Genomic DNA, 26,413 nt, shown 5'->3' with positions numbered 1-26,413 from the left:
GGATAAAGGATCACCCTTCGTGCAGCCCGCACTCGCGCTTCAGCCCGAAGAATCGCGTCTCTTCTTCCGCCATTCCCGGCTCCCATTTGCGCGTGGTGTGGGTGTCGCCCACGGACAGGTAGCCCTGGTCCCATAGCGGATGGTACTTGAGCCCGTGTTTTTGCAGATACTGATACACCGTGCGGTTATCCCAGTCGATAATCGGCAGCACTTTGAACACGCCGCGCTGTACCGCCAGTACCGGTAAGGTTGCGCGGCTCCCGGACTGCTCGCGGCGCAGGCCGGCAAACCACGTCTGGGCGTTCAGCTCTTTCAGCGCCCGGTTCATCGGCTCAACTTTGTTGATCTCATTGTATTTCTCAATACCCTCAACGCCCTGCTCCCACAGCTTGCCGTAGCGCGCCTCCTGCCAGGCCGCGCTTTCCGTTGCGCGGTAGACTTTAAGGTTCAGCCTGAGCTTGTCCGTCAGCTCGTCGATAAACTGGTAGGTTTCCGGGAACAGGTAGCCGGTATCGGTGAGGATCACCGGTATGTCCGGACGGATCTGATTCACCAGATGCAAACTGACCGCCGCCTGAATACCAAAGCTTGATGAGAGCACATACTCTCCCGGCAGGTTTTCCAGCGCCCACGCTACGCGCCCTTCGGCGTCCAGCTTTTCAAGGTGAGCGTTAGTTTCTGCCAGCGCCAGAATGCGTTCGACTTTTGGCAGGTCATTAAGGGCGTTTAGATCGAGTACGGACATAATTACCTCTCGTGGTTACTCCCAGAAATCCCTTGCGGGATCGAGCACCGGGCGAATGATGCCCGCACGCACCGTAAAGTCGCCAAAGCCTTCACCCGCTTCGCGCTCTTTCGCCCAGCGCCCGACAAGCTCGTCGATAGAATCAAGAATTTCCGGCTCGGTGATGTTCTCGCGGAACATGCGTGGAATACGCGTGCCGATACGGTTACCACCCAGGTGCAGGTTATAACGACCCGGCGCTTTCCCCACCAGCCCCAGCTCGGCCAGCATCGCGCGACCGCAGCCGTTCGGGCAGCCCGTCACGCGCATAACAATATGCTCGTCCGGAATACCGTGTTTTTCCAGAATCGCTTCCACTTTGTCAGTAAATGACGGCAGGAAACGCTCGGCTTCGGCCATCGCCAATGGACAGGTCGGGAACGACACGCAGGCCATCGAGTTTTCACGCTGTGGCTTCACCGCATTCATCAACCCGTGCTCGCGCGCCAGTTCCTCAATTTTCGCCTTTTCGCTTTCCGGCACGCTGGCGACGATCAGGTTCTGGTTAGCGGTGATACGGAACTCGCCTTTGTGGATCTTCGCGATTTCCAGCAGACCGGTTTTCAGCGGGCGGCCCGGATAATCCAGAATACGGCCATTTTCAATGAACAGCGTCAGGTGCCAGTTATTGTCGATGCCTTTCACCCAGCCGATGCGATCGCCGCGACCGGTGAATTCGTAAGGGCGGATCGGCTCAAATTTGATCCCCGCACGACGCTCCACTTCCTCTTTGAACGTTTCAACGCCCACGCGCTCCAGAGTGTACTTGGTTTTCGCGTTTTTACGGTCGGTACGGTTGCCCCAGTCGCGCTGGGTGGTCACTACCGCTTCCGCCACGGCCAGAGTGTGCTCCAGCGGCAGGAAGCCGAACTCGCTCGCGGTGCGGGCGTAGGTTTTCTTGTTACCGTGCTCAATAGACAGGCCGCCGCCCACCAGCAGGTTAAAGCCAATCAGCTTGCCGTTTTCGGCAATCGCCACGAAGTTCATGTCGTTGGCGTGCAGATCGATGTCGTTCTGCGGCGGGATCACCACCGTGGTTTTGAACTTACGCGGCAGGTAGGTCTGACCGAGGATCGGTTCTTCGTCAGTGGTCGCGACTTTTTCCTGATCGAGCCAGATCTCCGCATAGGCGCGGGTACGCGGCAGCAGGTGCTCGGAAATTTTCTTCGCCCACTCATACGCTTCGGCGTGCAGCTCGGACTCGTACGGGTTCGAGGTGCAGAGCACGTTACGGTTCATGTCGTTGGCGGTTGCCAGCGCGTCCAGACCCACGGAGTGGAGCATCTGGTGCACCGGCTTCACGTTCTTCTTCAGAATCCCGTGGAACTGGAAGGTCTGACGGTTGGTCAGGCGGATGCTGCCATAAATCGTGTTTTCACCCGCAAATTTGTCGATCGCCTGCCACTGTTTGGTGGTGATCACTCCACCCGGCAGGCGGCAGCGCAGCAGCATCGCGTGGCGCGGCTCCAGCTTCTGTTCTGCGCGCTCGGCGCGGATATCGCGGTCGTCCTGCTGATACATGCCGTGGAAACGGATCAGCAGGAAGTTGTCGCCTTTGAAACCGCCGGTCAGGCCGTCATTCAGATCTTCAGCAATAGTGCCGCGCAGATAGTTGCTTTCCAGCTTCATGCGCTCGGCGTCTGTCAGTTTACCTTCGACCACCAGTGGCCCTGGATGTTTTTCGCTCATTAGTAGACATCTCGCTGATAACGGCGCTCAACGCGCAGCTCACTTAAAAATTCATCCGCCGCTTCGGCATCCATACCGCCGAATTCGGCAATCACTTCCAGCAGTGCCTGCTCAACGTCTTTCGCCATGCGATTGGCGTCGCCGCAGACATAAATGTGGGCACCGTCATTGATCCAGCGCCACAGCTCTGCGCCCTGTTCGCGCAGTTTGTCTTGTACGTATACTTTTTCTTTCTGATCGCGGGACCAGGCCAGATCGATGCGGGTCAGTACGCCCTCTTTGACGTAGCGCTGCCACTCAACCTGGTAGAGGAAATCTTCGGTAAAGTGCGGGTTGCCGAAGAACAGCCAGTTTTTACCCGGCGCGTCGTCCGCGGCACGCTGCTGCATAAAGGCGCGGAACGGCGCGATGCCGGTGCCCGGGCCAATCATGATCACCGGAGTTTCCGGGTTCGCCGGCAGGCGGAAGTTGTCGTTGTGCTCGATAAAGACGCGCACCTCGCCCTCTTCTTCCACGCGGTCCGCCAGGAAGCTTGATGCCCCACCCGCGCGGGCGCGGCCTTCGATGTCGTAGCGCACCACGCCGACGGTAACGTGAACTTCGCTTTCCACTTCCGCCTGGGAAGAGGCGATAGAGTACAGGCGTGGGGTCAGCGGACGCAGCAGACCGATCAGCGCATCGGCATCCAGCTGTGCCGGAGAGAAACGCACCATATCGACAATTGGCGTCGTCGCGGCGTAATGCTGCAGCTTCGCTTTGTCGCCCACCAGCGGCAGCAGGGATTCGCTGCGCGTTAGGGTGGCATAATTCTCGACGATATTCGGAGTGTTCACCGTCAGCTCGAAATGCCACTGCAGCGCCTCTGAAAGTGGCTGGGTTTTGCCGTCAACGGTGACGGGCTCGTCACCCTTCAGCCACAGCAGTTCCACCAGCTCTTTCACCAGCGCCGGATCGTTCTGATACCAGACGCCCAGCGCATCGCCAGGCTGATAGCGCAGGCCGGAGTCGCCAAGATCGATTTCAATATGGCGCACGTCTTTTTCCGAGTCGCGGCCCGTAATTTTCTGGTTCACCGACAGGCTCGCCGTCAGCGGCGACTCTTTGGTGTACGGGCTGGTGTGGATCTCATTGACGGTGCCCGCAGCGGTCACCGCGGCCTGCGCTCGCGTCTCTTTCGGGACGCGGGCTTTCAACACCTCAACGATGCGCGCACGCCATTCAGCGGCGGCAGTCTGGTATTCCACATCCGCGTCCACGCGGTCCAGCAGGCGCTCCGCGCCCAGCTCCGCCAGCTTGCTGTCGAAGTCTTTACCGGACTGGCAGAAGAATTCATAGGAGGTATCGCCCAGGCCAAAGACGGCAAACGCCGTGCCGTTCAGCTTCGGCGCTTTTTTCGAGAACAGGAACTTATGCAGCGCCACCGCTTCTTCAGCAGGTTCACCTTCACCCTGGGTCGAGGCGACCATCACCAGCAGTTTTTCTGACGCGATTTGTTTGAATTTATAATCCCCGGCGTTGACCAGGTTCACGTTCAGTTTGGCGGCCAGCAGATCATCACGCAGCGCTTCGGCCACGCGGCGGGCGTTGCCCGTCTGCGAGGCGCTAATCAGCGTAATAGCAGGAATTTCCACGGCCGTTGCCGGTGCGCCAGCCACCGCGCCAGGCTGCTGGTTGAGCATTCCCCAGAAATAACCGGAGACCCAGGCAAGCTGAGTGGGAGAAAAATCAGAGGTGGCAGCCTGAAGGCGCGCCAGTTGCTCCGGGTTAAGGGGAAGCAAATTTGAAGGTGGGGCCTGTGTTGTCATGCGTCGTTATGTTCCAGTAGTCAAGCGGACTTTAAGCGAATAAATCCAAACTGAAGATAAGGTTAACGGCGTGGATAATAACAATTAAAGAAGGGATGGAAATAATAAATAACCAAATGGACTAACCTGTTTTAGTTATCGTTCTTAGCGATAAAAACGATTGAATAACCATCTGAAATAAAAGAATAAAAACCAATAATCACCCTGAATACCGGGCGTTCACCGTTCAGAGCCGTTTTAGTTAATGCTAAAAATTGTGCTTTCCGGTACTATGCGGCGGTTTTTTCCGCATTACTGAGAGCGATCATGTCCACCACACTGTTTAAAGATTTCACCTTCGAAGCCGCCCACCACCTTCCGCACGTTCCTGCAGGACATAAATGCGGCCGCCTGCACGGGCATTCGTTTATGGTGCGTCTTGAGATCACCGGTGAAGTTGATCCGCATACCGGTTGGATCATGGACTTTGCCGAGCTGAAGGCCGCGTTTAAGCCGACCTACGATCGTCTGGATCACTACTATCTCAACGATATTCCGGGTCTGGAAAACCCGACCAGCGAAGTGCTGGCAAAATGGATCTGGGATCAGATGAAGCCGCTGGTACCGCTGCTGAGCGCGGTGATGATCAAAGAAACCTGCACGGCAGGCTGCGTGTATCGCGGAGAGTAAAAAAAAGCCCGGCAAAACCGGGCTTTTTTTTAGGCAATATTCAGATACTTGTGCGTCTGCATCGACAGGCGCCAGTTGCGCGCAATGCAGGTTTCAATGCACAGGCGCGTCGCATCCTCTTTCTGGCTGATCGGCTGTAGGGCGATTACCCGCTGCTTCTCATCCGTCAGCGTCGCCAGCAGTTCATCCAGCGCTTCGATATCACGTACGCGTCCTACCGGATGCTTAATTTCATCCGCGCGCTCCAGCGCCTGAGACAGCACGTCATACCCGCCACGCATATTCACTTTTGGCGATACCGTCACCCAGGTGGTGTGCGAGCAGCGCACTTCATGGGTGCCGCTGGTCTCAATCTGGCAGCTGTAGCCGTTCTTTTCGAGCAGCTCGGTCAGCGGCGTCAGATCGTGAATGCAGGGTTCGCCGCCGGTGATGACGACGTGGCGAGCCGTCCAGCCCTGGCGACCAATAATGGCCAGCAGGTCTTCTGCACTGCCCGCGCCCCACTTATCGCTCTCTTTGGTTTTCGCCAGAATGCTAAACAGCGACACTTCCCGATCTGCGAGCTTATCCCACGTATGTTTGGTATCACACCAGGCACAGCCAACCGGGCATCCCTGTAAACGAATAAAGATAGCGGGAACGCCGGTAAAGTAACCCTCGCCTTGCAGGGTCTGGAACATCTCGTTAATCGGGTACTGCATAGTCATCTCAGTAAAGGGGATAAACGATAAGTATCGCAGATCCCCGTCGGATGGTCATGCTCCATCGGTGCTTTGCGCGCTAATCGCCGCCATAAAGCGCGCAGTAATTTGCTGTGGGCGGGTGATCGCCCCGCCGACAACGACCGTATGCGCGCCCAGCGCCAGACACCGGGCCGCGCGCTCGGGCGTATCCACGTTGCCTTCGGCAACCACGGGGACCGTCACGGCCGCCAGCACCGCTTTCAGGAACGCACAGTCATTCTCCGGAAGCGTATGGCCTGCCGTTTCCGCCGTATAGCCGTACAGCGTGGTACCGACGCAGTCAAAGCCAAGCGTCTGCGCCGTCACGGCTTCGTCTACGGTGGAAATATCTGCCATCAGCAGTACCGAGGGGTAACGTGAGCGGATGGCCGTGACCAGTGTTTCCAGGGATTCACCGCCAGGACGTTCCCGCGCCGTCGCATCAAGGGCAATGATTTCCGGAGAGACGGCCATGAGCTCATCCACCTCTCTCATCGTAGCGGTGATAAATACTTCGCTCCCTGGATAGTCCCGTTTGATGATGCCGATAACCGGTAAAGACACCTGCTGCTTAATGGCCTCGATATCCACCACGCTGTTGGCGCGAATGGCGAAGGCTCCGCCCTGTGCCGCCGCCAGCGCCATTCGCGACATGATAAACGGGCTGTGCAGCGGTTCGTTTTCCAGCGCCTGACAGGAGACGACCAGTTTTCCCTTCAGGTTATCCAGTACATTTTTCATTACGATAAGATCTCTTCCACTTCGTTTTTGATAATCGTGACGTGCGGGCCATAAATGACCTGTACACCGTTACCGCGCACGATAACGCCGCGCGCGCCGGTGGCTTTCAGCGCCGCGTCATTCACTTTGCTGCCGTCTTTGACCGTCACGCGAAGCCGCGTGGCGCAGCAGTCCACCTCTTCCAGATTGTCTTTTCCGCCTAACCCGGCGATCACCGCCGCAGCGCGCTCGCTTTGCGGCAGGCTGACGTCATCAACCATCGCCTCCTTTTCACGGCCCGGCGTGGCGAAATCAAAGCGGTTAATCAGGTAGCGGAAAGTGAAGTAGTAGAGGAAGAACCACGGCACGCCGACCAGCGGAACGAACATCCAGTTGGTTTTGGCCTCCCCCTGCAATATGCCGAACAGCACGAAGTCAATAAAACCGCCGGAGAAGGTCTGCCCGATGGTTATGTGCAGCATGTGCGCGAGCATAAACGCCAGCCCGTCAAACAGCGCGTGAATGACGTAGAGCACCGGGGCAATGAACAGGAAGGAGAACTCGATGGGCTCGGTAATTCCCGTCAGGAATGAGGTTAACGCCGCGGAGAGCAGCAGCCCGGCAACGCGCTTTTTGTTCTCCGGTTTCGCCGTGTGGTACATCGCCAGACACGCGCCGAGCAGGCCAAACATCATCGTGATAAAGCGCCCGGACATGAAGCGTGACGTGCCTTCATAGAAATGCTGCGTGTTCGGGTCGGCGAGCTGGGCGAAGAAGATCCGCTGCGTGCCCTCAACCAGGTGGCTGTTGACGATCTCGCTGCCGCCGAGCGCGGTGGTCCAGAACGGCAGATAGAAGATATGGTGCAGACCAAACGGGCCAAGCATGCGCAAAATAAAGCCGTACAGCAGCGTGCCAAGATAACCGGTGGCATCCACCAGCCCGCCCAGACCAAAAATAAGCTTCTGGAAATGCGGCCAGACCACGGTCATGATCGCGCCAACGAGTATTGCCGCCAGCGAGCTGATAATCGGGACAAAGCGCGAGCCGCCAAAAAAGCCCAGGAACTGCGGAAGCGCTATCTTGTTAAACCGATGATGCAGCGCGCAGGTCACGAGACCAATCACCACGCCGCCAAACACCCCGGTTTCCAGCGTCTGAATACCCAGCGTCATGCCCTGCCCTACAGCGCCCGGGTTCTCGTGCGCCAGTTTGCCGGTGAGGATCAGCAGCGCGTTGATGGTGGCGTTCATCACCAGAAACGCGAGTAGCGCTGCCAGCCCAGCCGTGCCCTTATCGTTTTTTGCCAGCCCGACGGCCACCCCAACCGCAAACAGCACCGAGAGGTTCGCAAACACAATCGAACCCGCACTGCTCATGATGGTGAAAATGGCCTGTAGCCAGCTCACATCTAAAAACGGATAGGCCGCCAGCGTATTAGGGTTCGATAACGCCCCGCCGATACCGAGCAGCAGACCCGCCGCGGGCAATACGGCGATAGGCAACATAAAGGATTTGCCAAAGCGCTGCGCTTTTTCAAACCATCCACCCGATGAAGCGCCACTGAATATTTGCATCATTTTTTCATCCCCCCATTAAAAGATGAAAATTTTTACCATATAAATATTTTATAGTGAAAATTATCATCACAAACCAGGAGGCCGATCATACTTTTTTAAAATGACTGGCATCTTTCCCCCGCTTTCCGCCACACTAGTCGCAGTGAAATACATTAAGGACGTGGCATGTCGGACCATGAAAACCTGCTGCTGAAGCTCCGCCAGGAGGCTTCCGGGTACAGCCCAACGCAACAAAAACTCGGTGAGTTTGTCCTCAGCGACCCTGCCCGGGTGCTCTACCTGACCATCACCGAACTGGCGCGAGAGAGCCACACCAGCGAGGCCAGCGTGACGCGTCTTTGCCGGACGCTGGGGTGTAAGGGGTATAACGAATTCAAAATGGCGCTGGCGCTGGATATTCAGCAGGGCCAGCCCGCGCGTCAGGCGGGGGATGAGATTGACAGCGTGGTGGATGAATCGGTGCAGGCTTTGCAGGATACCGCGAGACTCCTCGACCGCGCGCTGCTTGAAAAAGCCGCACTGGCGCTGCATCAGGCGCAGTCCGTGCAGATTTATGGCGTCGCGGCCAGCGCGATCCTCGGGGAGTATCTGCATTACAAGTTATTAAGGCTGGGTAAATCCGCACAGCTGTTTAGCGATATGCACCGCGCAGCCATGAATGCGACCACGCTTTCGGCAGAGACGCTGGTGGTGGCGATCTCCAGCTCCGGTTCAACGCGAGATTTACTTCACGTGGTGAAACTTGCCCGCAAGCGCGGGGTGAAGGTTCTGGCGCTCAGCAACACGCCCCGCAGCCCGCTGGCGTCTCTTAGCGATATGCTGCTGGTGGCCGCCAAGCCAGAAGGCCCTCTTAGCGCGGGCGCGCTCAATGCCAAAGTTGGGGTGATGCTGCTGGTCGAATTACTTACGACATCCATGATTGCGCTGGATGGTCATTACGCTGACGTCAGCCAGCAAACGGCCAGCGCCACGCTTCCTCTTCTGCTCTGAAAACCCTTCGCAGGCTAAATAAAATAGCCTGCGTTTTATTTTGTTTAATTTTACTTAAGCAGGGCTCAATTCATTTATACGATAAATGTTTGGTGTAACAAATTATTTTGTTTATTACAGTTTGAATTATTTCCCTCGCGCCACCCCAGAGACAAAAACAGATTAAAATCATTAAGTTAAAATAAAAACATGAATAAATTGAATTTTTCCGCTTTCTGCAATGTCCAATATTTTCACCCGATTTCCTTTCCTTAAAATAAGCTTAAGACGCTGTCGGTCCCGACGTTTTATTATTTAAACGCCGTTTACTTTTGCGCGCCTACAATCCGCCTCATCAATCATAATGAGACGGTAATAATGAAGATGTTATTAATTACAGGCGTGACTGGGTTTCTGGGCGGTGCAGTACTTGAAAAAATCCTGACCAGCGATCAATCCGTAAAACTCCTTTTGCTTGCCCGTGCCGGCGATCCGCAAAGTGGGCTGGCGCGCGTGCAGGAGAATATGCGTAAGTTCAACATTTCTGAGGAGAAACTGGCCTCCCTGAGCGTAGATAATATCCTCATCGGCGACCTCAGCCAGCCGGAAGCCTTTCTGAACGATCCCCGTCTGGACCAGGTTACGCATGTCGTTAACTGCGCGGCAGTTGCGTCATTTGGTAATAACCCGCTGATCTGGAGGGTGAACGTAGAGGGTACGCTAGCGCTGGCGCGCCGCATGGAGCAGGTCGCAGGGCTGCAGCGTTTCCTGCATGTAGGCACCGCAATGTCATGCACGCCGGAGCAGGATTCGCTGGTCGCCGAAAGTGCGGAATTCAGAGAAAACGCTGAGCACCTGGTGGAATATACGTATTCGAAGTCAACCATCGAACAGCTGATGCGCCAGGAATGTCCTAACCTGCCGCTGCTCATCGCCCGTCCGTCCATCGTCGTCGGCCATACCCGCCACGGCTGCACGCCGTCGAGCAGTATCTTTTGGGTCTTCAGCATGGGCCTGATGCTGCAGAAGTTTATGTGCTCGATGGAAGACCGGATCGACGTTGTCCCGGTAGATTATTGCGCCGACGCAATGTTAATGCTGCTGAGCAGCAACGCGCGTCCGGGGGAAGTGGTACACATTTCAGCCGGGGAAGAGAACAGCGTTCGCTTTGCGGATATCGATCGGGCAATGGCGCAGGCGCTGGAGAAAGCGCCCGTTGGCGATAAGTACGCGCAGGTCAGCTACGAAACGCTGGTCAAAATGCGCCGTGAACTGAAAACCATTTTTGGTCCGTGCAACGAACGTCTGATGCTGAGAGCGATGCGCTTATACGGTGCCTTTGCCACGCTGAACGTGCGCTTCAGCAACGATAAGCTGCTCAGCATGGGGATGCCGAAGCCACCTCGTTTTACGGATTATATCGCCCGCTGCGTGCAAACCACCCGGGGACTGACCATTCCCGAGCAGATGGCGGTCGATTTTAAATAACCAAAAAAAATGCCAGTCATTCGACTGGCATTTTCATGTTAAGGCTTAAGCAATTATGCCTGGCCTTTGATCTCTTTACGACCGTTGTAAGGTGCTTTTTCACCCAGCGCTTCTTCGATACGAATCAGCTGGTTGTATTTAGCAACACGGTCAGAACGGCTCATAGAACCGGTTTTGATCTGGCCAGCAGCGGTACCAACAGCCAGGTCAGCAATGGTCGCGTCTTCAGTTTCGCCAGAACGGTGAGAGATAACAGCGGTGTAGCCAGCGTCTTTCGCCATTTTGATCGCAGCCAGCGTTTCGGTCAGAGAACCGATCTGGTTGAATTTGATCAGGATGGAGTTAACGATGCCTTTCTCGATGCCTTCTTTCAGGATCTTAGTGTTGGTTACGAACAGATCGTCACCAACCAGCTGGATTTTGTCGCCCAGTACTTTGGTCTGGTATGCGAAACCATCCCAGTCAGACTCGTCCAGACCGTCTTCGATAGAAACGATTGGGTACTGTTTGGTCAGGTCTTCCAGGAAGTGAGTGAACTCTTCGGAGGTGAACGCTTTGTTGCCTTCGCCAGCCAGAACGTATTTACCGTCTTTGTAGAATTCAGATGCTGCACAGTCCATCGCCAGGGTGATGTCTTTGCCCAGCTCGTAGCCTGCTGCTTTAACCGCTTCAGCGATAACAGCCAGTGCTTCTGCGTTAGAACCCAGGTTTGGCGCGTAGCCACCTTCGTCACCAACAGCAGTGTTCATACCTTTAGCTTTCAGAACTTTAGCCAGGTTGTGGAACACTTCAGAACCCATACGAACCGCTTCTTTCAGGGTTTTCGCGCCAACTGGCTGAATCATGAATTCCTGAATATCAACGTTGTTGTCTGCGTGCTCACCACCGTTGATGATGTTCATCATTGGTACAGGCATAGAGTATTTGCCTGGGGTGCCGTTCAGTTCAGCGATGTGCTCGAACAGTGGCATACCTTTAGCAGCGGCTGCTGCTTTGGCGTTCGCCAGGGAAACGGCCAGGATTGCGTTCGCACCGAAGTTAGATTTGTTTTCAGTACCGTCCAGATCGATCATGATCTTGTCGATGCCAGCCTGATCTTTGGCATCTTTGCCAACGATAGCCTGAGCAATAGGACCGTTAACAGCGCCAACCGCTTTCAGTACGCCTTTGCCCATGAAACGGGATTTGTCGCCATCACGCAGTTCCAGCGCTTCACGGGAACCCGTAGAAGCACCTGATGGAGCAGCTGCCATACCGACGAAACCACCTTCCAGATGAACTTCGGCTTCAACGGTCGGGTTACCACGGGAGTCGATGATTTCACGACCGATGACTTTAACGATTTTGGACATTAGATTTTCCTCAGTACAAGTTAAACTAAAACTCCAGACAAACAACGCGTACCGTTGGTACGCGTTGCCGTTCTAACTTTTTTACTTCGCCTGACGCTTCTGGTACTCGCTGGCGGCTTTCACGAAGCCTGCAAACAGCGGATGTCCATCACGCGGCGTTGAAGTAAATTCCGGGTGGAACTGGCAGGCAACAAACCACGGATGGTTTGGCACCTCGATGATCTCGACTAACTGATCGTCCCCGGAGCGACCCGCAACACGCAGGCCCGCGGCTTCAATTTGTTTCAACAACATATTGTTGACTTCATAGCGGTGACGATGGCGCTCGGTGATGACCGGCTCGCCGTACAGCTTGCGAACCACGCTATCGTCGGACAGCTGGCAGGCCTGCGCGCCAAGACGCATAGTGCCACCCAGATCGCTCTTCTCGGTACGGACTTCGACGTTACCGTCTTCGTCGCGCCATTCCGTAATCAGCGCCACGACAGGGTACTTACAGTCTGGCACAAATTCCGTAGAGTTCGCGTTTTCCATTCCCGCTACGTTGCGCGCAAATTCGATCAGCGCAACCTGCATACCCAGGCAGATGCCGAGGTATGGAATATTGTTTTCACGCGCATAGCGTGCAGTGGCGATCTTGCCTTCAACACCACGGTAGCCGAAGCCGCCAGGGATGAGGATAGCATCCAGATCTTTCAGAATTTCAACGCCACGTGTTTCAACATCCTGCGAATCAATCAGCTTGATGTTCACGGAGACGCGGTTCTTCAGACCACCGTGCTTCAGCGCTTCGATAACGGACTTATAGGCGTCCGGCAGTTCGATGTACTTGCCGACCATACCGATAGTCACTTCGCCTGCCGGGTTCGCTTCTTCATAAATAACCTGTTCCCATTCAGACAGGTTAGCTTCCGGACAGTTCAAGCTGAATCGTTTACAAATATAATCGTCCAGACCCTGTGATTTCAACAGGCCCGGGATTTTATAAATGGAATCGACATCTTTCATTGAAATAACGGCTTTTTCAGGCACGTTACAGAACAATGCAATTTTCGCACGTTCGTTCGCTGGAATGGCACGATCGGAACGGCAAACCAGGATGTCAGGCTGAATACCGATGGAGAGCAGTTCTTTAACGGAGTGCTGAGTCGGTTTGGTTTTCACTTCACCTGCCGCCGCCATGTAAGGCACCAGCGTCAGGTGCATGAACAGCGCGTGTTCACGACCAATGTCTACCGCCAGCTGACGAATCGCTTCGAGGAACGGCAGGGATTCGATATCACCCACGGTACCGCCGATTTCAACCAGCACAACGTCATGCCCTTCGCCACCGGCAAGAACACGCTCTTTGATGGCGTTAGTGATGTGTGGGATAACCTGCACGGTCGCGCCCAGGTAGTCACCGCGGCGCTCTTTACGCAGTACGTCAGAGTAGATGCGGCCAGTCGTAAAGTTGTTACGACGGGTCATTTTGGTACGAATGAAACGCTCGTAGTGGCCAAGATCCAGATCGGTTTCAGCGCCGTCTTCAGTAACGAACACTTCCCCGTGTTGGGTTGGGCTCATGGTGCCAGGATCGACGTTGATGTACGGATCCAGTTTCATCATGGTCACATTGAGGCCACGGGCTTCAAGAATGGCTGCGAGGGAGGCTGCGGCAATGCCTTTACCCAGAGAGGATACGACCCCGCCGGTCACAAAAATATAGTTCGTTGTCATGCTGAACCTGAGAAGTTAGGGTGAAACGATGGAATAACCAGGACGGGAAAGTAGTATACCCGAACACGGCGAGCGCCACAAACTTTCATTCTCCGTCTCCATTCCAGGCCATGACAAACATAAGGAGTGAGAAAATAGCCCCTTTTGGGTAAATGTTTTTGACGCAAATCAAGCGCTTGTCATTTAAAAAATCACACAAATTGCGCTTGATCGCAAAATTCCGTTAGAGATCAGATTCCTGGCGTTTTACTTCCTGCCAGACTTCTTCCATCGCGTCGAGGTCAATTCCGGTCATTTCCAGGCCGCGCGAGGCCACAATCCGCTCGACTTCACGAAAGCGTCGTTCGAATTTCAGGCTGGCTTTTTGCAGCGCGGTTTCCGCTTTTACCCCTAGATGGCGAGAAAGATTGACGGTGGCGAACAGCAGGTCGCCCATCTCTTCCTCCAGCTTTGCTTCATCGACCACCGCCTGCTGCGCTTCATGCATCACTTCGTCGATCTCTTCATGCACTTTATCCAGCACGGGTCCCAGGGAATCCCAGTCAAATCCTACCGCCGAGCAGCGCTTTTGAATTTTGTGGGCGCGCATCAGCGCGGGCAGGCTCAGCGGGATGTCGTCCAGCGCAGAGTGTTGGGACTTTTCAGCGCGCTCGGCGCTTTTAATCTGCTCCCAGCGGGCCAGCACCTCTGCGCTGTTTCCTGCGGTGGCATCGCCAAAGATATGCGGATGGCGGCGCTCCAGCTTGTCGCTGATAGCGGCACAGATATCGTCAAAGTTAAAGCGCCCTTCCTCCTGCGCCATCTGGGCGTAGAACACTACCTGGAACAGCAGGTCGCCGAGTTCACCGCGCAGGTCATCGAAATCCTCGCGTGAAATGGCGTCCAGCACCTCATAGGTCTCTTCGAGGGTATAAGGTGCGATGGTCGCGAAAGTCTGCTCCTTGTCCCACGGGCAGCCGTTTTCCGGGTCGCGCAGGCGTTTCATGATGCCGAGCAGGCGGTCGATTTGAGTCATAGTTCTGTCCTGATGAAAAATGCCGGGTGGCGGCGTTGCCTTACCCGGCCTACGGAAGAGGATGTTTAGCCGCCGTGCAGACGACGCGCGTCAATCACATCCGGCACCTGGTTCAGTTTGCCCAGCACGCGGCCGAGCACCTGCAGGTTGTAGATTTCGATAGTCATATCGATGGTGGCAAGCTGCTCGCGGGTATCGCTGCGGCTGGCAACGCCCAGCACGTTGACCTTCTCGTTGGCGAGAATGGTGGTGATGTCGCGCAGCAGCCCGCTGCGATCGTTGGCAGTGACGCGCACCACCAGCGAGTAGCCGGCGGAGTAGCTCTCCCCCCAGACCGCTTCCACGATACGCTCCGGCGCGTGGGACTGCAGTTCGGCAAGCTGGTCGCAGTCGGAGCGGTGGATCGAGATCCCGCGCCCCTGGGTGATAAAGCCGACGATATCGTCCCCCGGAATCGGCTGGCAGCAGCGGGCAATGTGGTGCATCAGGTTGCCCACGCCCTCGACCACCACGCGGCCGTTGTCTTTGCTGCGCTGCTGCGGGGCATAGGTTTTCTGCTGCAGCTGCTTCAGCGCCGCCGCGTCCTGCTCTTCCGCGCTAGGCTTGTTGAACTGGGCCTGCAGGAAGTTGACCATCTGATTCAGACGGATATCACCGCCGCCAATCGCCGCCAGCAGCTCGTCCAGCTCGTTGAAGTTGTAGCGCGGCAGCAGGAATTTCTCTGCCTCTTTCAGGCTGATCCCGATATGCTCCAGCTCGTCGTCAAGGATCTGGCGACCGGCAAGAATGTTTTTGTCACGATCCTGCTTGCGGAACCAGGCGTGTATTTTGGAGCGCCCGCGGCTGGTGGTGATGTAACCGAGGTTCGGGTTAAGCCAGTCGCGGCTCGGGTTTGGCTGCTTCTGGGTAATGATTTCAATCTGGTCGCCCATCTGCAGCTGATAGGTAAACGGCACGATACGTCCGCCGATCTTCGCCCCGATGCAGCGGTGCCCCACGTCGCTGTGGATGTGGTAGGCAAAATCGAGCGGCGTAGAGCCAGCCGGCAGGTCGACAACGTCCCCTTTCGGGGTAAAGACGTAGACGCGGTCATCAAAGACCTGGCTGCGCACCTCGTCGAGCATTTCGCCGGAGTCGGCCATCTCCTCCTGCCACGCAATCAGCTTGCGCAGCCAGGCGATGCGGTCTTCGTGGCCGGAGCGTGCCCCACCAGAAGTGCCCTCTTTGTACTTCCAGTGCGCGGCTACGCCCAGCTCGGCGTCTTCGTGCATCTGTTTGGTGCGGATTTGAATCTCGACCGTTTTGCCGCCGGGGCCAAGCACCACGGTATGAATGGACTGGTAGCCGTTCGGTTTTGGGTTCGCGACATAGTCGTCAAATTCATCCGGCAGGTGGCGGAAGTGAGTATGTACTATCCCCAGCGCGGCGTAGCAGTCCTGCAGACGCTCCGCCACGATACGCACGGCGCGCACGTCAAACAGCTCGTCAAAGGCGAGGTGTTTCTTCTGCATTTTGCGCCAGATGCTGTAGATGTGCTTAGGCCGACCGTAAACTTCGGCACGCACATTCTCTTCTTTCATGGCCTGGCGCAGCCCGCTGACAAACTCGTCGATGTAGTGCTCACGATCGATACGGCGCTCATGCAGGAGTTTGGCAATGCGCTTGTATTCTGCCGGATGCAGATAGCGGAAGCAGTAATCTTCCAGCTCCCATTTCAGCTGACCAATCCCTAAGCGGTTCGCCAGCGGCGCATAGATGTTCGTACACTCTTTGGCGGCCAGCACGCGCTCGTCTTCCGGCGCATCTTTCACTTCACGCAGATGGGCAATACGCTCGGCCAGCTTGATGACCACGCAGCGAAAATCATCCACCATGGCCAGCAGCATCCGGCGGACGTTATCAACCTGCTCAGAGGAGACGGAATCGGTATGCGCGGCTTTTAGCTGGCGAATGGCCGCCATATCGCGCACGCCGTGGATCAGCGCAACGACGGATTTGCCGACGCTGTCGCGCAGCACATCTTCGCTGACCACATCCGCATCCGCGAGGGGGAACAGCAGCGCGGCCTGCAGCGTTTCGATGTCCATGTTCAGCATGGACAAGATTTCAACCATCTCCACGCCGCGCCACAGGAGAAGATCGGCATCCGGGTGTCCCTGCGTGGTGCGCAGACAGTAGGCCCAGGTTTCGGTTAAGCGTTCACACGACTGCTGGCTGGAAATTCCCAGACTTGCGATCCATTTTTGTGGGTCAAACTCCCCAGCTTTATTGAGATGTGCACTTCTTACCGCAACCATTGTCCTCTCCTTTAGGGACCAGGGCCTGTCGAAGTCGACAAGCCAAACAAATTAGATGTGCTCGAACAACGCCATCGATTCCAGATGTCCAGTGTGCGGGAACATGTCCAGCATTGCCAGACGCCGAATCTGGTAACCCGCGCTGTTTAACGCCTCACTGTCACGGGCAAGCGTTGCCGGGTTACAGGAAACATAGACCACGCGCCTGGGCGCGAGTTTAATAATATGCGCCATGACGCCTGGGGCACCTGCACGCGCCGGGTCGAGCAGGATTTTGTCGAAACCCTGCTTTGCCCACGGCTGTTGAGTGACATCTTCCTCAAGATTTTGATGAAAGAATGTCACATTTTGCAAGCCGTTCTGCTCTGCGTTTTCCTGACCTTTGACCACCAGCGCCTCAACGCCTTCCACCCCGACCACGCTTGCCGCTCTGCGCGCCAGCGGCAGGGTAAAGTTACCCATGCCGCAGAACAGATCGAGCACACGGTCAGTGGGCTGTACGTCAAGCCATTCCAGGGCCTTCGCCACCATTTGCTGGTTTATGCCGTCGTTGACCTGGATAAAATCACGCGGACTGAACGTTAAGCGTAGCCCGTCTGACGCATACCAGGGAGCTTCGCCCGATACCTGTTCAAGTATCTCGCTTTGCGGCGCGAGGAAAAGCGCAAGCTCATGAGAATGCGAAAAGCGTTCCAGTTTTTCGCGATCTTTTTTCGACAGCGGCGCGGTGTGGCGCAGCACCATCAGCGGGCCGTTGTTCGCCAGCACCAGTTCAACGTGGCCCAATGAACGCACCCCGTCGAGCGATGCAAGACAGCGGTGCACGTCCGGAAGTAACGCCTCAAGATGGGGCACCAAAATGGGGCACCGCTTCACGTCAACAGTATCGCTGGAGGCCGCTTTGCGAAAACCCATCTCCAGCTGCTCCGTTTTGGGCTGATAGCTCAGGCTCAGGCGCGCGCGGCGGCGATAGCCCCAGGGCTCATCGGCGATAATCTCGTCAACTTCGTGTTTAAGGAGGCGCGCCAGCGCGCGGCTTTTACTTTTTTGCTGTAATTCTGTGCTCGCATGCTGTTGCTGGCAGCCTCCGCACACGCCAAAATGGGGACAGCGGGGCTCCACGCGCTCCGGGCTCGCGTTGAGGCGACGCTTCACCTGTCCGCGCGCGTACTGACGCTTGTCTTCCGTCAGCGTAATTTCTGCTCGTTCTCCTGGCAGCAAACCTGTTATAAACAGAGTCTTACCGTTGTGACGAGCCACTCCCTGACCAAACGGATCAAGGTCCGTGGCTTCAACAGTAATGATTTGACGCGTCGTCACGCGTCGCTTTGCAGAGTAGAATTGCGCCATCGCCGAGATTTTTCTCACATAAACATAATTATCTTAATTGTCCCATAACGGAACGCCATGACCAACTACAGCCTGCGCGCGCGCATGATGATTTTGATCCTCGCCCCCACCGTTCTCATCGGTTTGCTGCTGAGTATCTTCTTTGTAGTGCACCGCTATAACGATTTGCAGCGACAGCTGGAGGACGCGGGCGCCAGCATTATCGAACCGCTCGCCGTCTCAAGCGAGTATGGGATGAACCTGCAAAACCGTGAATCCATTGGGCAGTTAATCAGCGTGCTTCACCGTCGCCACTCGGATATCGTCCGCGCCATTTCCGTCTACGACGAACATAACCGCCTGTTTGTCACCTCAAACTTTCATCTCGATCCGACCACGCTGAGGATCCCTGACGGTACGCCCTTCCCGCGCCATCTCACCGTGTTGCGGCGCGGCGACATCATGATCCTGCGCACGCCGATCGTGTCGGAAAGCTATTCACCCGATGAGTCTGCGCAATCCGATGCCAAATCCAGCAATAACATGCTGGGATATGTAGCGCTTGAGCTGGATCTCAAGTCGGTACGGCTGCAGCAGTACAAAGAAATTTTTATCTCCGGCGTGATGATGCTGTTCTGCATTGGTATTGCGCTGATCTTCGGCTGGCGTCTGATGCGCGACGTCACGGGCCCCATCCGCAACATGGTTAATACCGTTGACCGCATCCGCCGGGGACAGCTCGACAGCCGCGTGGAAGGGTTTATGCTGGGCGAGCTGGATATGCTGAAAAACGGCATTAACTCGATGGCGATGTCGCTGGCGGCCTATCACGAAGAGATGCAGCATAACGTTGACCAGGCCACCTCTGACCTGCGCGAAACGCTGGAGCAGATGGAGATCCAGAACGTTGAGCTGGATCTGGCGAAAAAGCGCGCTCAGGAAGCGGCGCGTATCAAGTCTGAGTTTCTGGCCAATATGTCGCACGAGCTGCGTACGCCGCTCAATGGCGTGATCGGCTTTACCCGCCTGACCCTGAAAAGCGAGCTCAACCCAACTCAGCGCGATCACCTGCACACCATTGAACGTTCGGCCAATAACCTGCTGGCGATCATTAACGACGTGCTGGACTTCTCCAAGCTGGAGGCGGGTAAACTGATTCTGGAGAGCATCCCGTTCCCGCTGCGCAGTACGCTCGATGAAGTGGTGACGCTGCTCGCGCACTCGTCGCACGACAAGGGCCTTGAGCTAACGCTCAATATTAAAAACGACGTGCCGGACAACGTTATTGGCGATCCGCTGCGCCTGCAGCAGGTCATTACCAATCTTGTCGGGAATGCCATTAAATTCACCGAAAGCGGCAACATCGACATCCTGGTAGAAAAACGCGCCATCAGTAATAACAAGGTGCAGATTGAGGTTCAAATCCGCGATACCGGTATCGGCATTCCGGAGCGGGATCAGTCGCGTCTGTTCCAGGCCTTCCGCCAGGCAGACGCCAGCATTTCCCGCCGCCATGGCGGTACCGGACTGGGGCTGGTGATCACGCAGAGGCTGGTAAACGAGATGGGCGGCGATATCTCTTTCCACAGCCAGCCAAACCGCGGCTCAACCTTCTGGTTCCATATTAATCTCGACCTCAATCCGAACGTGCTGACCGACGGCCCGGTGACGGACTGTCTGAAAGGTAAGCGCCTGGCCTACGTCGAGCCTAACGCGGCAGCGGCCCAGTGTGCGCTGGATATCTTAAGCACCACGCCGCTGGAGGTGGTTTACAGTCCAACCTTCTCAGCCCTGGCCGTTGATCATTACGACATTCTGCTGATGGGGATCCCGGTGACCTTCACCGGCGAGCTGACCATGCAGCAGGAGCGGCTGGCGAAAGCCGCGTCGATGACCGACTATCTGCTGCTGGCGCTGCCCTGCCACGCCCAGCTTAATGCGGAAGAGTTGAAAAACGACGGGGCGGCCGCGTGCCTGCTTAAACCACTCACCGCGACCCGCCTGCTGCCCGCCCTCACGGAGTATTGCCGTCTTAGCCAGCACGCACTGCCGTTGATTAACGACGAGCAAAAACTGCCCATGAGCGTGATGGCGGTGGATGATAATCCGGCAAACCTGAAGCTAATCGGCGTATTGCTGGAAGACCAGGTTCAGCATGTTGAGCTGTGTACCAGCGGCGCCCAGGCGGTTGAACTGGCTAAACAGATGCAGTTCGACTTAATTCTGATGGATATTCAGATGCCGGGCATGGATGGCATTCGTGCCTGCGAGCTGATCCACCAGCTCCCGCATCAGCAGCAAACCCCGGTGATTGCGGTCACCGCGCATGCGATGGCCGGTCAGAAAGAGAAGCTGCTGAGCGCCGGGATGAATGATTATCTGGCGAAACCTATCGACGAAGAGAAGCTTCATAACCTGCTGTTACGCTATAAGCCGGGGCACATTGGCGGAACATATACGGTTTTCAGCGAGCCGGTTGAGGTAAGCGTTAATCAAAATGCGACCTTTGACTGGCAGCTGGCGCTGCGCCAGGCGGCAGGGAAACCCGATTTAGCGCGAGAGATGCTGCAAATGCTGGTCGCGTTTCTGCCGGAGATCCGTAATAAGGTTGAAGAACAGCTGGTGGGCGAGAACCCGGAAGAGCTGCTGGAAGCGATCCACAAGCTGCACGGCAGCTGCGGCTACAGCGGCGTACCGCGGCTGAAAAACCTCTGCCAGCTGCTGGAGCAGCAGCTGCGCGCGGGTACGCCGGAATCGGAGCTTGAACCGGAGTTCCTGGAACTGCTGGATGAGATGGATAACGTGACGCGGGAAGCGATGAAGGTGTTGGGTAGCTGAGGTAAAAGCCCGGCGCTACGCTTACCGGGCTTACAGGTGCGCTAACGTTGGCCGGGTAAGGCGAAGCCACCACCCGGCAATCACAGTTAAAATTCCTGCCCTACTTTCAGCACCGCCGCGATATTCCTTGCAGCCATCTGGACATTCGCGCTGGCATTTTCCAGCGCGTCCTCCAGCGAGCAGATGGTGTAGATCACGCTAAACACCGCGTCTAAGCCGTGATCGTGTACCACGCCAACATCCGCCGTCAGGCTGCCTGCAATGCCGATAACGGGCTTATTAAAGCGTTTCGCCACTTTCGCCACCCCTACCGGCACTTTGCCGTGGATCGTCTGGCTGTCGATGCGGCCTTCCCCGGTGATCACCAGATCCGCATCGGCCACCTGGTCTGCCAGGTGTAGCGCATCGGTCACAATCTCAATGCCCTGGCGCAACTGCGCACCACAAAAAGCGTACAGCGCCGCGCCCATGCCACCCGCCGCACCGCCGCCAGCAAGGTTGAGCACATCAATGTCCAGATCCCGGGCAATGACTCTCGCATAGTGCGCAAGCGCGTTGTCCAGGGTGACGATCATCTCGGGTGTGGCGCCCTTTTGCGGGCCAAATACCGCTGACGCGCCATCCTTACCGGTGAGCGGATTCGTCACATCGCAGGCGACTTCTATCCGGCACTCCGCCAGACGCTGGTCGAGACCGCTCAGGTCGATCCGCGCAAGCTTATCGAGCTCGCCCCCGCCCTGCCCCAGCGGCTGTTCATTGTCGTCCAGCAGCTTCGCCCCCAGCGCCTGCACCATCCCGGCGCCGCCGTCATTGGTGGCGCTGCCACCGATACCGATGATGATATGCTTAACGCCCGCATCCAGCGCGTGGCGGATAAGTTCCCCCGTGCCCCAGGAGGTCGTATTCAGAGGGTCACGCAGTGAAGGGGCTACCAGTTCCAGACCGCTTGCCGCCGCCATTTCAATAAAGGCGCTCTGCTCGTCACCGGATATCCCATAAAACCCGTCCACGCGCTCGCCCAGCGGACCGGTCACCGGAACGTGCACAATGCGTCCCCGGGTTGCCGCGATCATCGCCTCAACCGTGCCTTCACCGCCATCAGCGACCGGCAGTTTGACGTACTCCGCCTCAGGGAAAATCTCGCGAAAACCGCGCTCGATCGCTGTCGCAACCTCAAGCGCACTCAAACTTTCCTTATACGAGTCCGGTGCGATAACAATTTTCATAAGCCATCCTTACGCATAGTCGTTACGTTAAGCATACACCACGTAGGAAACCGCTCATGGGAGCGGTCCCAATGCGTTTATCGTACCATGCACGGACGTTTATTGTCGAATGTCCAGTCAGGGATCAGGTACTGCATCGCCATCGCGTCGTCGCGCGCGCCCAGACCGTGTTTTTGATACAGCTCGTGTGCTTTCATTACCTGATCCATATCCAGCTCAACGCCCAACCCCGGCGTGGACGGCACCTGCACCATGCCACCTTTGATCTCAAACGGCTCTTTGGTGAGGCGCTGGTTACCCTCCTGCCAGATCCAGTGCGTGTCGATAGCGGTAATGGTGCCCGGCGCGGCGGCGGCAACGTGGGTAAACATCGCCAGCGACACGTCAAAATGGTTGTTGGAGTGCGAACCCCAGGTCAGGCCAAACTCGTGGCACATCTGCGCCACGCGAACCGAGCCCTGCATTGTCCAGAAGTGCGGGTCCGCCAGCGGGATATCCACCGATTGCAGAGAGAGCGTGTGCCCCATCTGACGCCAGTCGGTGGCGATCATATTGGTCGCGGTCGGTAGCCCCGTAGCGCGACGGAATTCCGCCATGACTTCGCGGCCCGAAAAGCCTTGCTCAGCCCCGCACGGATCTTCCGCGTACGCCAGCACGCCTTTCAGCTGCTTGCCAATATCGATCGCTTCATCAAGCGACCACGCGCCGTTCGGATCCAGCGTCACGCGCGCCTGCGGGAAACGTTTTGCCAGCGCGGTAATGGCTTCCGCCTCCTCTTCCCCCGCCAGCACGCCGCCTTTCAGTTTGAAATCATTGAAGCCATATTTTTCATACGCAGCTTCTGCCAGCCGCACCACCGCATCCGGGGTCATCGCTTCTTCGTGACGTACGCGGTACCAGTCACATTGCTCATCCGGCTGGCTCTGATACGGCAGCGGCGTCAGCTTGCGGTCGCCGACAAAGAACAGATAGCCGAGCATCTCCACTTCACTGCGCTGCTGGCCCTCGCCCAGCAGCGACGCGACGTTAACGCCCAGGTGCTGGCCCAGCAGATCCAGCATCGCGGCTTCAATGCCGGTCACCACGTGGATAGTGGTGCGCAAATCGAAGGTTTGCAGACCGCGGCCGCCGGCATCGCGATCGGCAAAGGTGTTGCGCACGGTGTTGAGGACATTTTTGTACTCACCCAGCGTTTTGCCCACCACCAGCGGAATGGCATCCTCCAGCGTTTTGCGGATCTTCTCCCCGCCCGGAATTTCACCCACGCCGGTATGGCCGGCATTGTCTTTGATAATGACAATATTGCGCGTGAAGAACGGCGCATGCGCCCCGCTCAGGTTCATCAGCATGCTGTCATGACCTGCGACCGGAATGATTTGCATGGAGGTAACGACAGGGGTCGTAAAAGTACTCATCGTGTAATCCTTTTATCAGTGACGTCCAAAAACAGGGCGCTTACGGTCAAATGTCCAGCCGGGGATAAGGTACTGCATCGGGCCCGCGTCGTTACGCGCGCCGCCCGGTAGCTTTTTATACGCCTCATGGGCTTGATGAACCTGATCCCAGTCAAGCTCCACGCCCAGCCCCGGCGCATCGGGTACGGCAATTTTACCGTTTTTGATCTCCAGCGGATTTTTCGTCAGGCGAGCTTCACCTTCCTGCCAAATCCAGTGGGTGTCGATGGCGGTCGGGTTACCCGGCGCCGCCGCGCCAACGTGGGTAAACATCGCCAGCGAGATATCGAAATGGTTATTGGAGTGGCAGCCCCAGGTCAGGCCCCAGTCATCGCACAGCTGCGCCACGCGCACCGCGCCGGAGAGCGTCCAGAAGTGCGGATCTGCCAGCGGAATGTCGACGGCGTTCAGCATCACCGCGTGGCCCATTTCGCGCCAGTTGGTGGCGATCATATTGGTCGCAACCGGCAGCCCGGTTGCGCGGCGGAATTCGGCCATCACCTCGCGGCCAGAGAAGCCCTGCTCGGCGCCGCACGGGTCTTCCGCGTAGGTCAGCACGTCACCGAGACCTTTACACAGGCTAATCGCCTCATCCAGCAGCCAGGCGCCGTTCGGGTCAACGGTGATGCGCGCCTCCGGGAAGCGTTTTTTCAGCGCCCGGGCCGTTTCAATCTCCTGCTCGCCGGGCAGCACGCCGCCTTTCAGCTTGAAATCCTTAAAGCCGTAGCGATCCTGCGCAGCTTCAGCCAGGCGCACAACCGTCTCGCTGGAGAGCGCTTCCTGATGGCGCAGCTGATACCAGTCGTGGTCACCCGGTGAACGAGCCAGATAGGGGAGATCGGTTTTATTGCGATCGCCAACGTAGAACAGATAGCCCAGCACGGTGACCGCATCGCGCTGTTTGCCCGGCCCCAGCAGTTCGCAGACCGGAACGTTAAGGGCTTTACCGAGTAAATCCAGCAGTGCCGCTTCCAGGGCGGCGACCGCATTGACGCGCAGTTCAAACGTCCACGCGCCCTTGCCGAAGGTATCAAAGTCCGCCGACTGATTGCCCTTATGCACCCGCTGAACCACCTTGTTCAGACGAGCCACTTCCTGGCCCACGACCTGTGGAATAGCCTCTACCAGGGTCTGGTAGATCACTTCCCCGCCGGGGGCTTCACCTACCCCGGTATTGCCTGCGCTATCGGTCAGCACCACGATATTGCGGGTAAACCATGCGTTATGCGCGCCGCCAATATTGAGCAGCATGCTGTCCTGACCGGCCACCGGGATAACTTTCATTTCCGTGACGATAGGGCTTGATTGTGTTGTCATCATCCGCGCTCCACAACAGGTTTAAGTTCGACGCGTTTAATATCGCCCACCAGCACCAGGTAACTCAGCACCGCCACCAGGGCATGCACACCAACGTAGATCAGCGCGCCGTTGAAAGACCCCGTGGTGCCGACGATGTAGCCGATAGCGATAGGTGTAACAATCCCGGAAACGTTGCCGAACATATTGAACAGACCGCCGCTCAGGCCGCTGATCTCTTTCGGTGCCGTATCCGCCATCACCGCCCAGCCCAGCGCGCCAATCCCTTTGCCGAAGAAGGCCATCGCCATAAAGCCGATAATCATCCACTCGGCACTGACGTAGTTACAGAACACCATGGTCATGGAAAGCAGCATGCCGAGCACAATCGGCGTTTTACGCGCGATGTTCAGCGAACCCGTGCGGCGCATCAGCCAGTCGGAAATGACCCCGCCAAGCACGCCGCCGATGAAGCCGCAGATTGCCGGGACCGAGGCAACAAACCCCGCTTTGAGGATCGACATGCCGCGCGCCTGCACCAGATAAACCGGGAACCAGGTGATAAAGAAGTAAGTTAAGGCGTTGATACAGTACTGACCGAGATAGATACCGATCATCATGCGCGAGCCGACGAGCTGCTTGATCTGCGCCCATTTCTGGCTGAAGGGGACTTTTGCTTTGTCAGATTTCTGATCCATATTGATCAGCGCCCCGCCCTCAGCAATGTATTCCAGCTCCTTCTTGTTCACGCCAGGGTGCTGATTCGGTTCGTGGATCACTTTCAGCCAGATAAAGCTGATGACGATCCCAAGCCCGCCCATAAAGAAGAAGACGTGCGACCAGCCCACCTCATGCGTCAGCCAGCCCATAATGGGTGCAAAGATCACCGTTGCGAAATACTGGGCGGAGTTAAAAATTGCCACCGCTGTTCCCCTCTCCTGCGCAGGAAACCAGGCCGCGACAATGCGGCTGTTGCCCGGGAAGGAAGGGGCTTCCGCCAGGCCTACCAGAAAGCGCAGCGTAAAGAGCGCCACGATAATGCCAAAGCCGCTGAAGATATCGACGAAACCCTGCAAAAGGGTAAAAGCAGACCAGATAAAGATGGACCAGAAATAGACGCGTTTAGAGCCAAAACGGTCCAGCAGCCAGCCGCCAGGAATTTGGCCGATGACGTAGGCCCACGAGAATGCAGAGAAAACGTAACCCATGCCCACCGGATCAAGGCCGATGTCTTTTGCCATTTCCGAGCCGGCAATCGACAGCGTGGCGCGGTCACCATAGTTAAAGGACGTGACGATAAACAGCATCACCACTATCCAGTAGCGGGCGTTAGTGCGCTTTTCAGCACTGCTCGCTGCGTGGCTTAATGTACTCATTGTTGCACTCCTGAAACATAGCTTTCGCCTGTTCATTCTGTACAGCACCGGTAGGGTAATCAGAATGAGATAAGTTTTGTCGTTT

At 56.6% G+C, this 26,413-nt stretch carries 19 protein-coding genes; 4 read left to right on the top strand and 15 right to left on the bottom strand.

Annotated elements, in window-relative coordinates; all coding sequences use genetic code 11:
* Positions 1-10 precede the first annotated feature (10 nt).
* Genes cysH through cysJ form a run of 3 tightly spaced genes read right to left on the bottom strand, consistent with a single transcriptional unit; the run spans position 11 to position 4,278 of the window.
* Positions 11-745: a phosphoadenosine phosphosulfate reductase gene (gene cysH, locus IM273_RS01530; RefSeq protein ID WP_008499616.1), complete on the bottom strand. Its 735-nt coding sequence runs from the start codon at positions 743-745 to the stop codon at positions 11-13.
* 15 nt (positions 746-760) lie between these two features.
* Positions 761-2,473, bottom strand: a complete 1,713-nt coding sequence (gene cysI, locus IM273_RS01525; RefSeq protein WP_045261277.1) for an assimilatory sulfite reductase (NADPH) hemoprotein subunit — start codon at positions 2,471-2,473, stop codon at positions 761-763.
* A complete protein-coding gene (gene cysJ, locus IM273_RS01520; RefSeq protein ID WP_193050573.1) occupies positions 2,473-4,278 on the bottom strand; it encodes an NADPH-dependent assimilatory sulfite reductase flavoprotein subunit in 1,806 nt (601 codons plus the stop codon). Before cysJ ends, cysI begins: the two co-directional genes overlap by 1 nt.
* A gap of 306 nt (positions 4,279-4,584) precedes the next feature.
* On the opposite strand from cysJ, the gene queD reads away from it, so the two are divergent.
* Entirely contained in the window at positions 4,585-4,947 is a 363-nt protein-coding gene (queD, locus tag IM273_RS01515) for a 6-carboxytetrahydropterin synthase QueD (RefSeq protein WP_003862700.1), read from the top strand.
* Positions 4,948-4,976: 29 nt separating this feature from the next.
* Here queD and queE read toward each other — a convergent pair whose 3' ends face one another.
* The 3 genes from queE to IM273_RS01500 are packed head-to-tail and all read right to left on the bottom strand — an operon-like array spanning position 4,977 to position 7,969.
* Entirely contained in the window at positions 4,977-5,648 is a 672-nt protein-coding gene (gene queE, locus IM273_RS01510; protein WP_028014249.1) for a 7-carboxy-7-deazaguanine synthase QueE, read from the bottom strand.
* A 54-nt stretch (positions 5,649-5,702) separates the two neighbouring features.
* The gene (locus IM273_RS01505; protein WP_028014250.1) at positions 5,703-6,410 is read right to left on the bottom strand and encodes an N-acetylmannosamine-6-phosphate 2-epimerase; all 708 of its coding nucleotides are present in this window, start codon (positions 6,408-6,410) and stop codon (positions 5,703-5,705) included.
* On the bottom strand, positions 6,410-7,969 hold the full coding sequence (locus IM273_RS01500) for a PTS transporter subunit EIIC (RefSeq protein ID WP_193050575.1): 1,560 nt from the start codon (positions 7,967-7,969) through the stop codon (positions 6,410-6,412). Before IM273_RS01500 ends, IM273_RS01505 begins: the two co-directional genes overlap by 1 nt.
* Positions 7,970-8,134: 165 nt before the next feature.
* Here IM273_RS01500 and IM273_RS01495 point away from each other — a divergent pair, with 165 nt between their 5' ends.
* Positions 8,135-8,959: a MurR/RpiR family transcriptional regulator gene (locus tag IM273_RS01495; RefSeq protein ID WP_028014252.1), complete on the top strand. Its 825-nt coding sequence runs from the start codon at positions 8,135-8,137 to the stop codon at positions 8,957-8,959.
* A gap of 357 nt (positions 8,960-9,316) precedes the next feature.
* Positions 9,317-10,426: an SDR family oxidoreductase gene (locus tag IM273_RS01490; RefSeq protein WP_028014253.1), complete on the top strand. Its 1,110-nt coding sequence runs from the start codon at positions 9,317-9,319 to the stop codon at positions 10,424-10,426.
* A gap of 53 nt (positions 10,427-10,479) precedes the next feature.
* Here IM273_RS01490 and eno read toward each other — a convergent pair whose 3' ends face one another.
* The 5 genes from eno to rlmD all read right to left on the bottom strand — a co-directional run bounded on the left by eno (position 10,480) and on the right by rlmD (position 18,159).
* Complete coding sequence (gene eno / locus IM273_RS01485) at positions 10,480-11,778, bottom strand: phosphopyruvate hydratase (protein ID WP_006811784.1); 1,299 nt, start codon at positions 11,776-11,778, stop codon at positions 10,480-10,482.
* An 81-nt stretch (positions 11,779-11,859) separates the two neighbouring features.
* Entirely contained in the window at positions 11,860-13,497 is a 1,638-nt protein-coding gene (pyrG, locus tag IM273_RS01480) for a glutamine hydrolyzing CTP synthase (protein WP_028014254.1), read from the bottom strand.
* Between the two features lie 223 nt (positions 13,498-13,720).
* Positions 13,721-14,512, bottom strand: coding sequence for a nucleoside triphosphate pyrophosphohydrolase (gene mazG / locus IM273_RS01475; RefSeq protein ID WP_193050576.1), 792 nt, complete (start codon positions 14,510-14,512; stop codon positions 13,721-13,723).
* Between the two features lie 65 nt (positions 14,513-14,577).
* Entirely contained in the window at positions 14,578-16,809 is a 2,232-nt protein-coding gene (gene relA / locus IM273_RS01470) for a GTP diphosphokinase (protein ID WP_193050578.1), read from the bottom strand.
* Positions 16,810-16,860: 51 nt separating this feature from the next.
* A complete protein-coding gene (rlmD, locus tag IM273_RS01465) occupies positions 16,861-18,159 on the bottom strand; it encodes a 23S rRNA (uracil(1939)-C(5))-methyltransferase RlmD (protein ID WP_193050580.1) in 1,299 nt (432 codons plus the stop codon).
* A gap of 57 nt (positions 18,160-18,216) precedes the next feature.
* Between rlmD and barA the strand changes: the two genes are divergently transcribed.
* Complete coding sequence (gene barA, locus IM273_RS01460; RefSeq protein ID WP_126326398.1) at positions 18,217-20,976, top strand: two-component sensor histidine kinase BarA; 2,760 nt, start codon at positions 18,217-18,219, stop codon at positions 20,974-20,976.
* 86 nt (positions 20,977-21,062) lie between these two features.
* On the opposite strand, the gene IM273_RS01455 is transcribed toward barA, so the two are convergent.
* The 4 genes from IM273_RS01455 to gudP form a co-directional block, all read right to left on the bottom strand.
* The gene (locus IM273_RS01455; RefSeq protein ID WP_193050582.1) at positions 21,063-22,202 is read right to left on the bottom strand and encodes a glycerate kinase; all 1,140 of its coding nucleotides are present in this window, start codon (positions 22,200-22,202) and stop codon (positions 21,063-21,065) included.
* Between the two features lie 77 nt (positions 22,203-22,279).
* Positions 22,280-23,617 carry a glucarate dehydratase gene (gene gudD, locus IM273_RS01450; protein ID WP_045261271.1) on the bottom strand — a complete coding sequence of 446 codons (1,338 nt, stop codon included), beginning with the start codon at positions 23,615-23,617 and terminating at the stop codon, positions 22,280-22,282.
* 15 nt (positions 23,618-23,632) lie between these two features.
* A complete protein-coding gene (locus tag IM273_RS01445) occupies positions 23,633-24,973 on the bottom strand; it encodes an enolase C-terminal domain-like protein (RefSeq protein WP_063155170.1) in 1,341 nt (446 codons plus the stop codon).
* Positions 24,973-26,328: a galactarate/glucarate/glycerate transporter GudP gene (gene gudP, locus IM273_RS01440; protein WP_041908405.1), complete on the bottom strand. Its 1,356-nt coding sequence runs from the start codon at positions 26,326-26,328 to the stop codon at positions 24,973-24,975. Before gudP ends, IM273_RS01445 begins: the two co-directional genes overlap by 1 nt.
* Between the last annotated feature and the right edge of the window lie 85 nt (positions 26,329-26,413).

Origin of the sequence: Enterobacter cloacae complex sp. P13B, assembly GCF_014895915.1 — a bacterium.
Lineage (GTDB): Bacteria > Pseudomonadota > Gammaproteobacteria > Enterobacterales > Enterobacteriaceae > Enterobacter > Enterobacter bugandensis.
The sequence above is the reverse complement of the archived record's forward strand: the minus strand, read 5'-3'. Positions and strand labels throughout refer to the sequence as shown.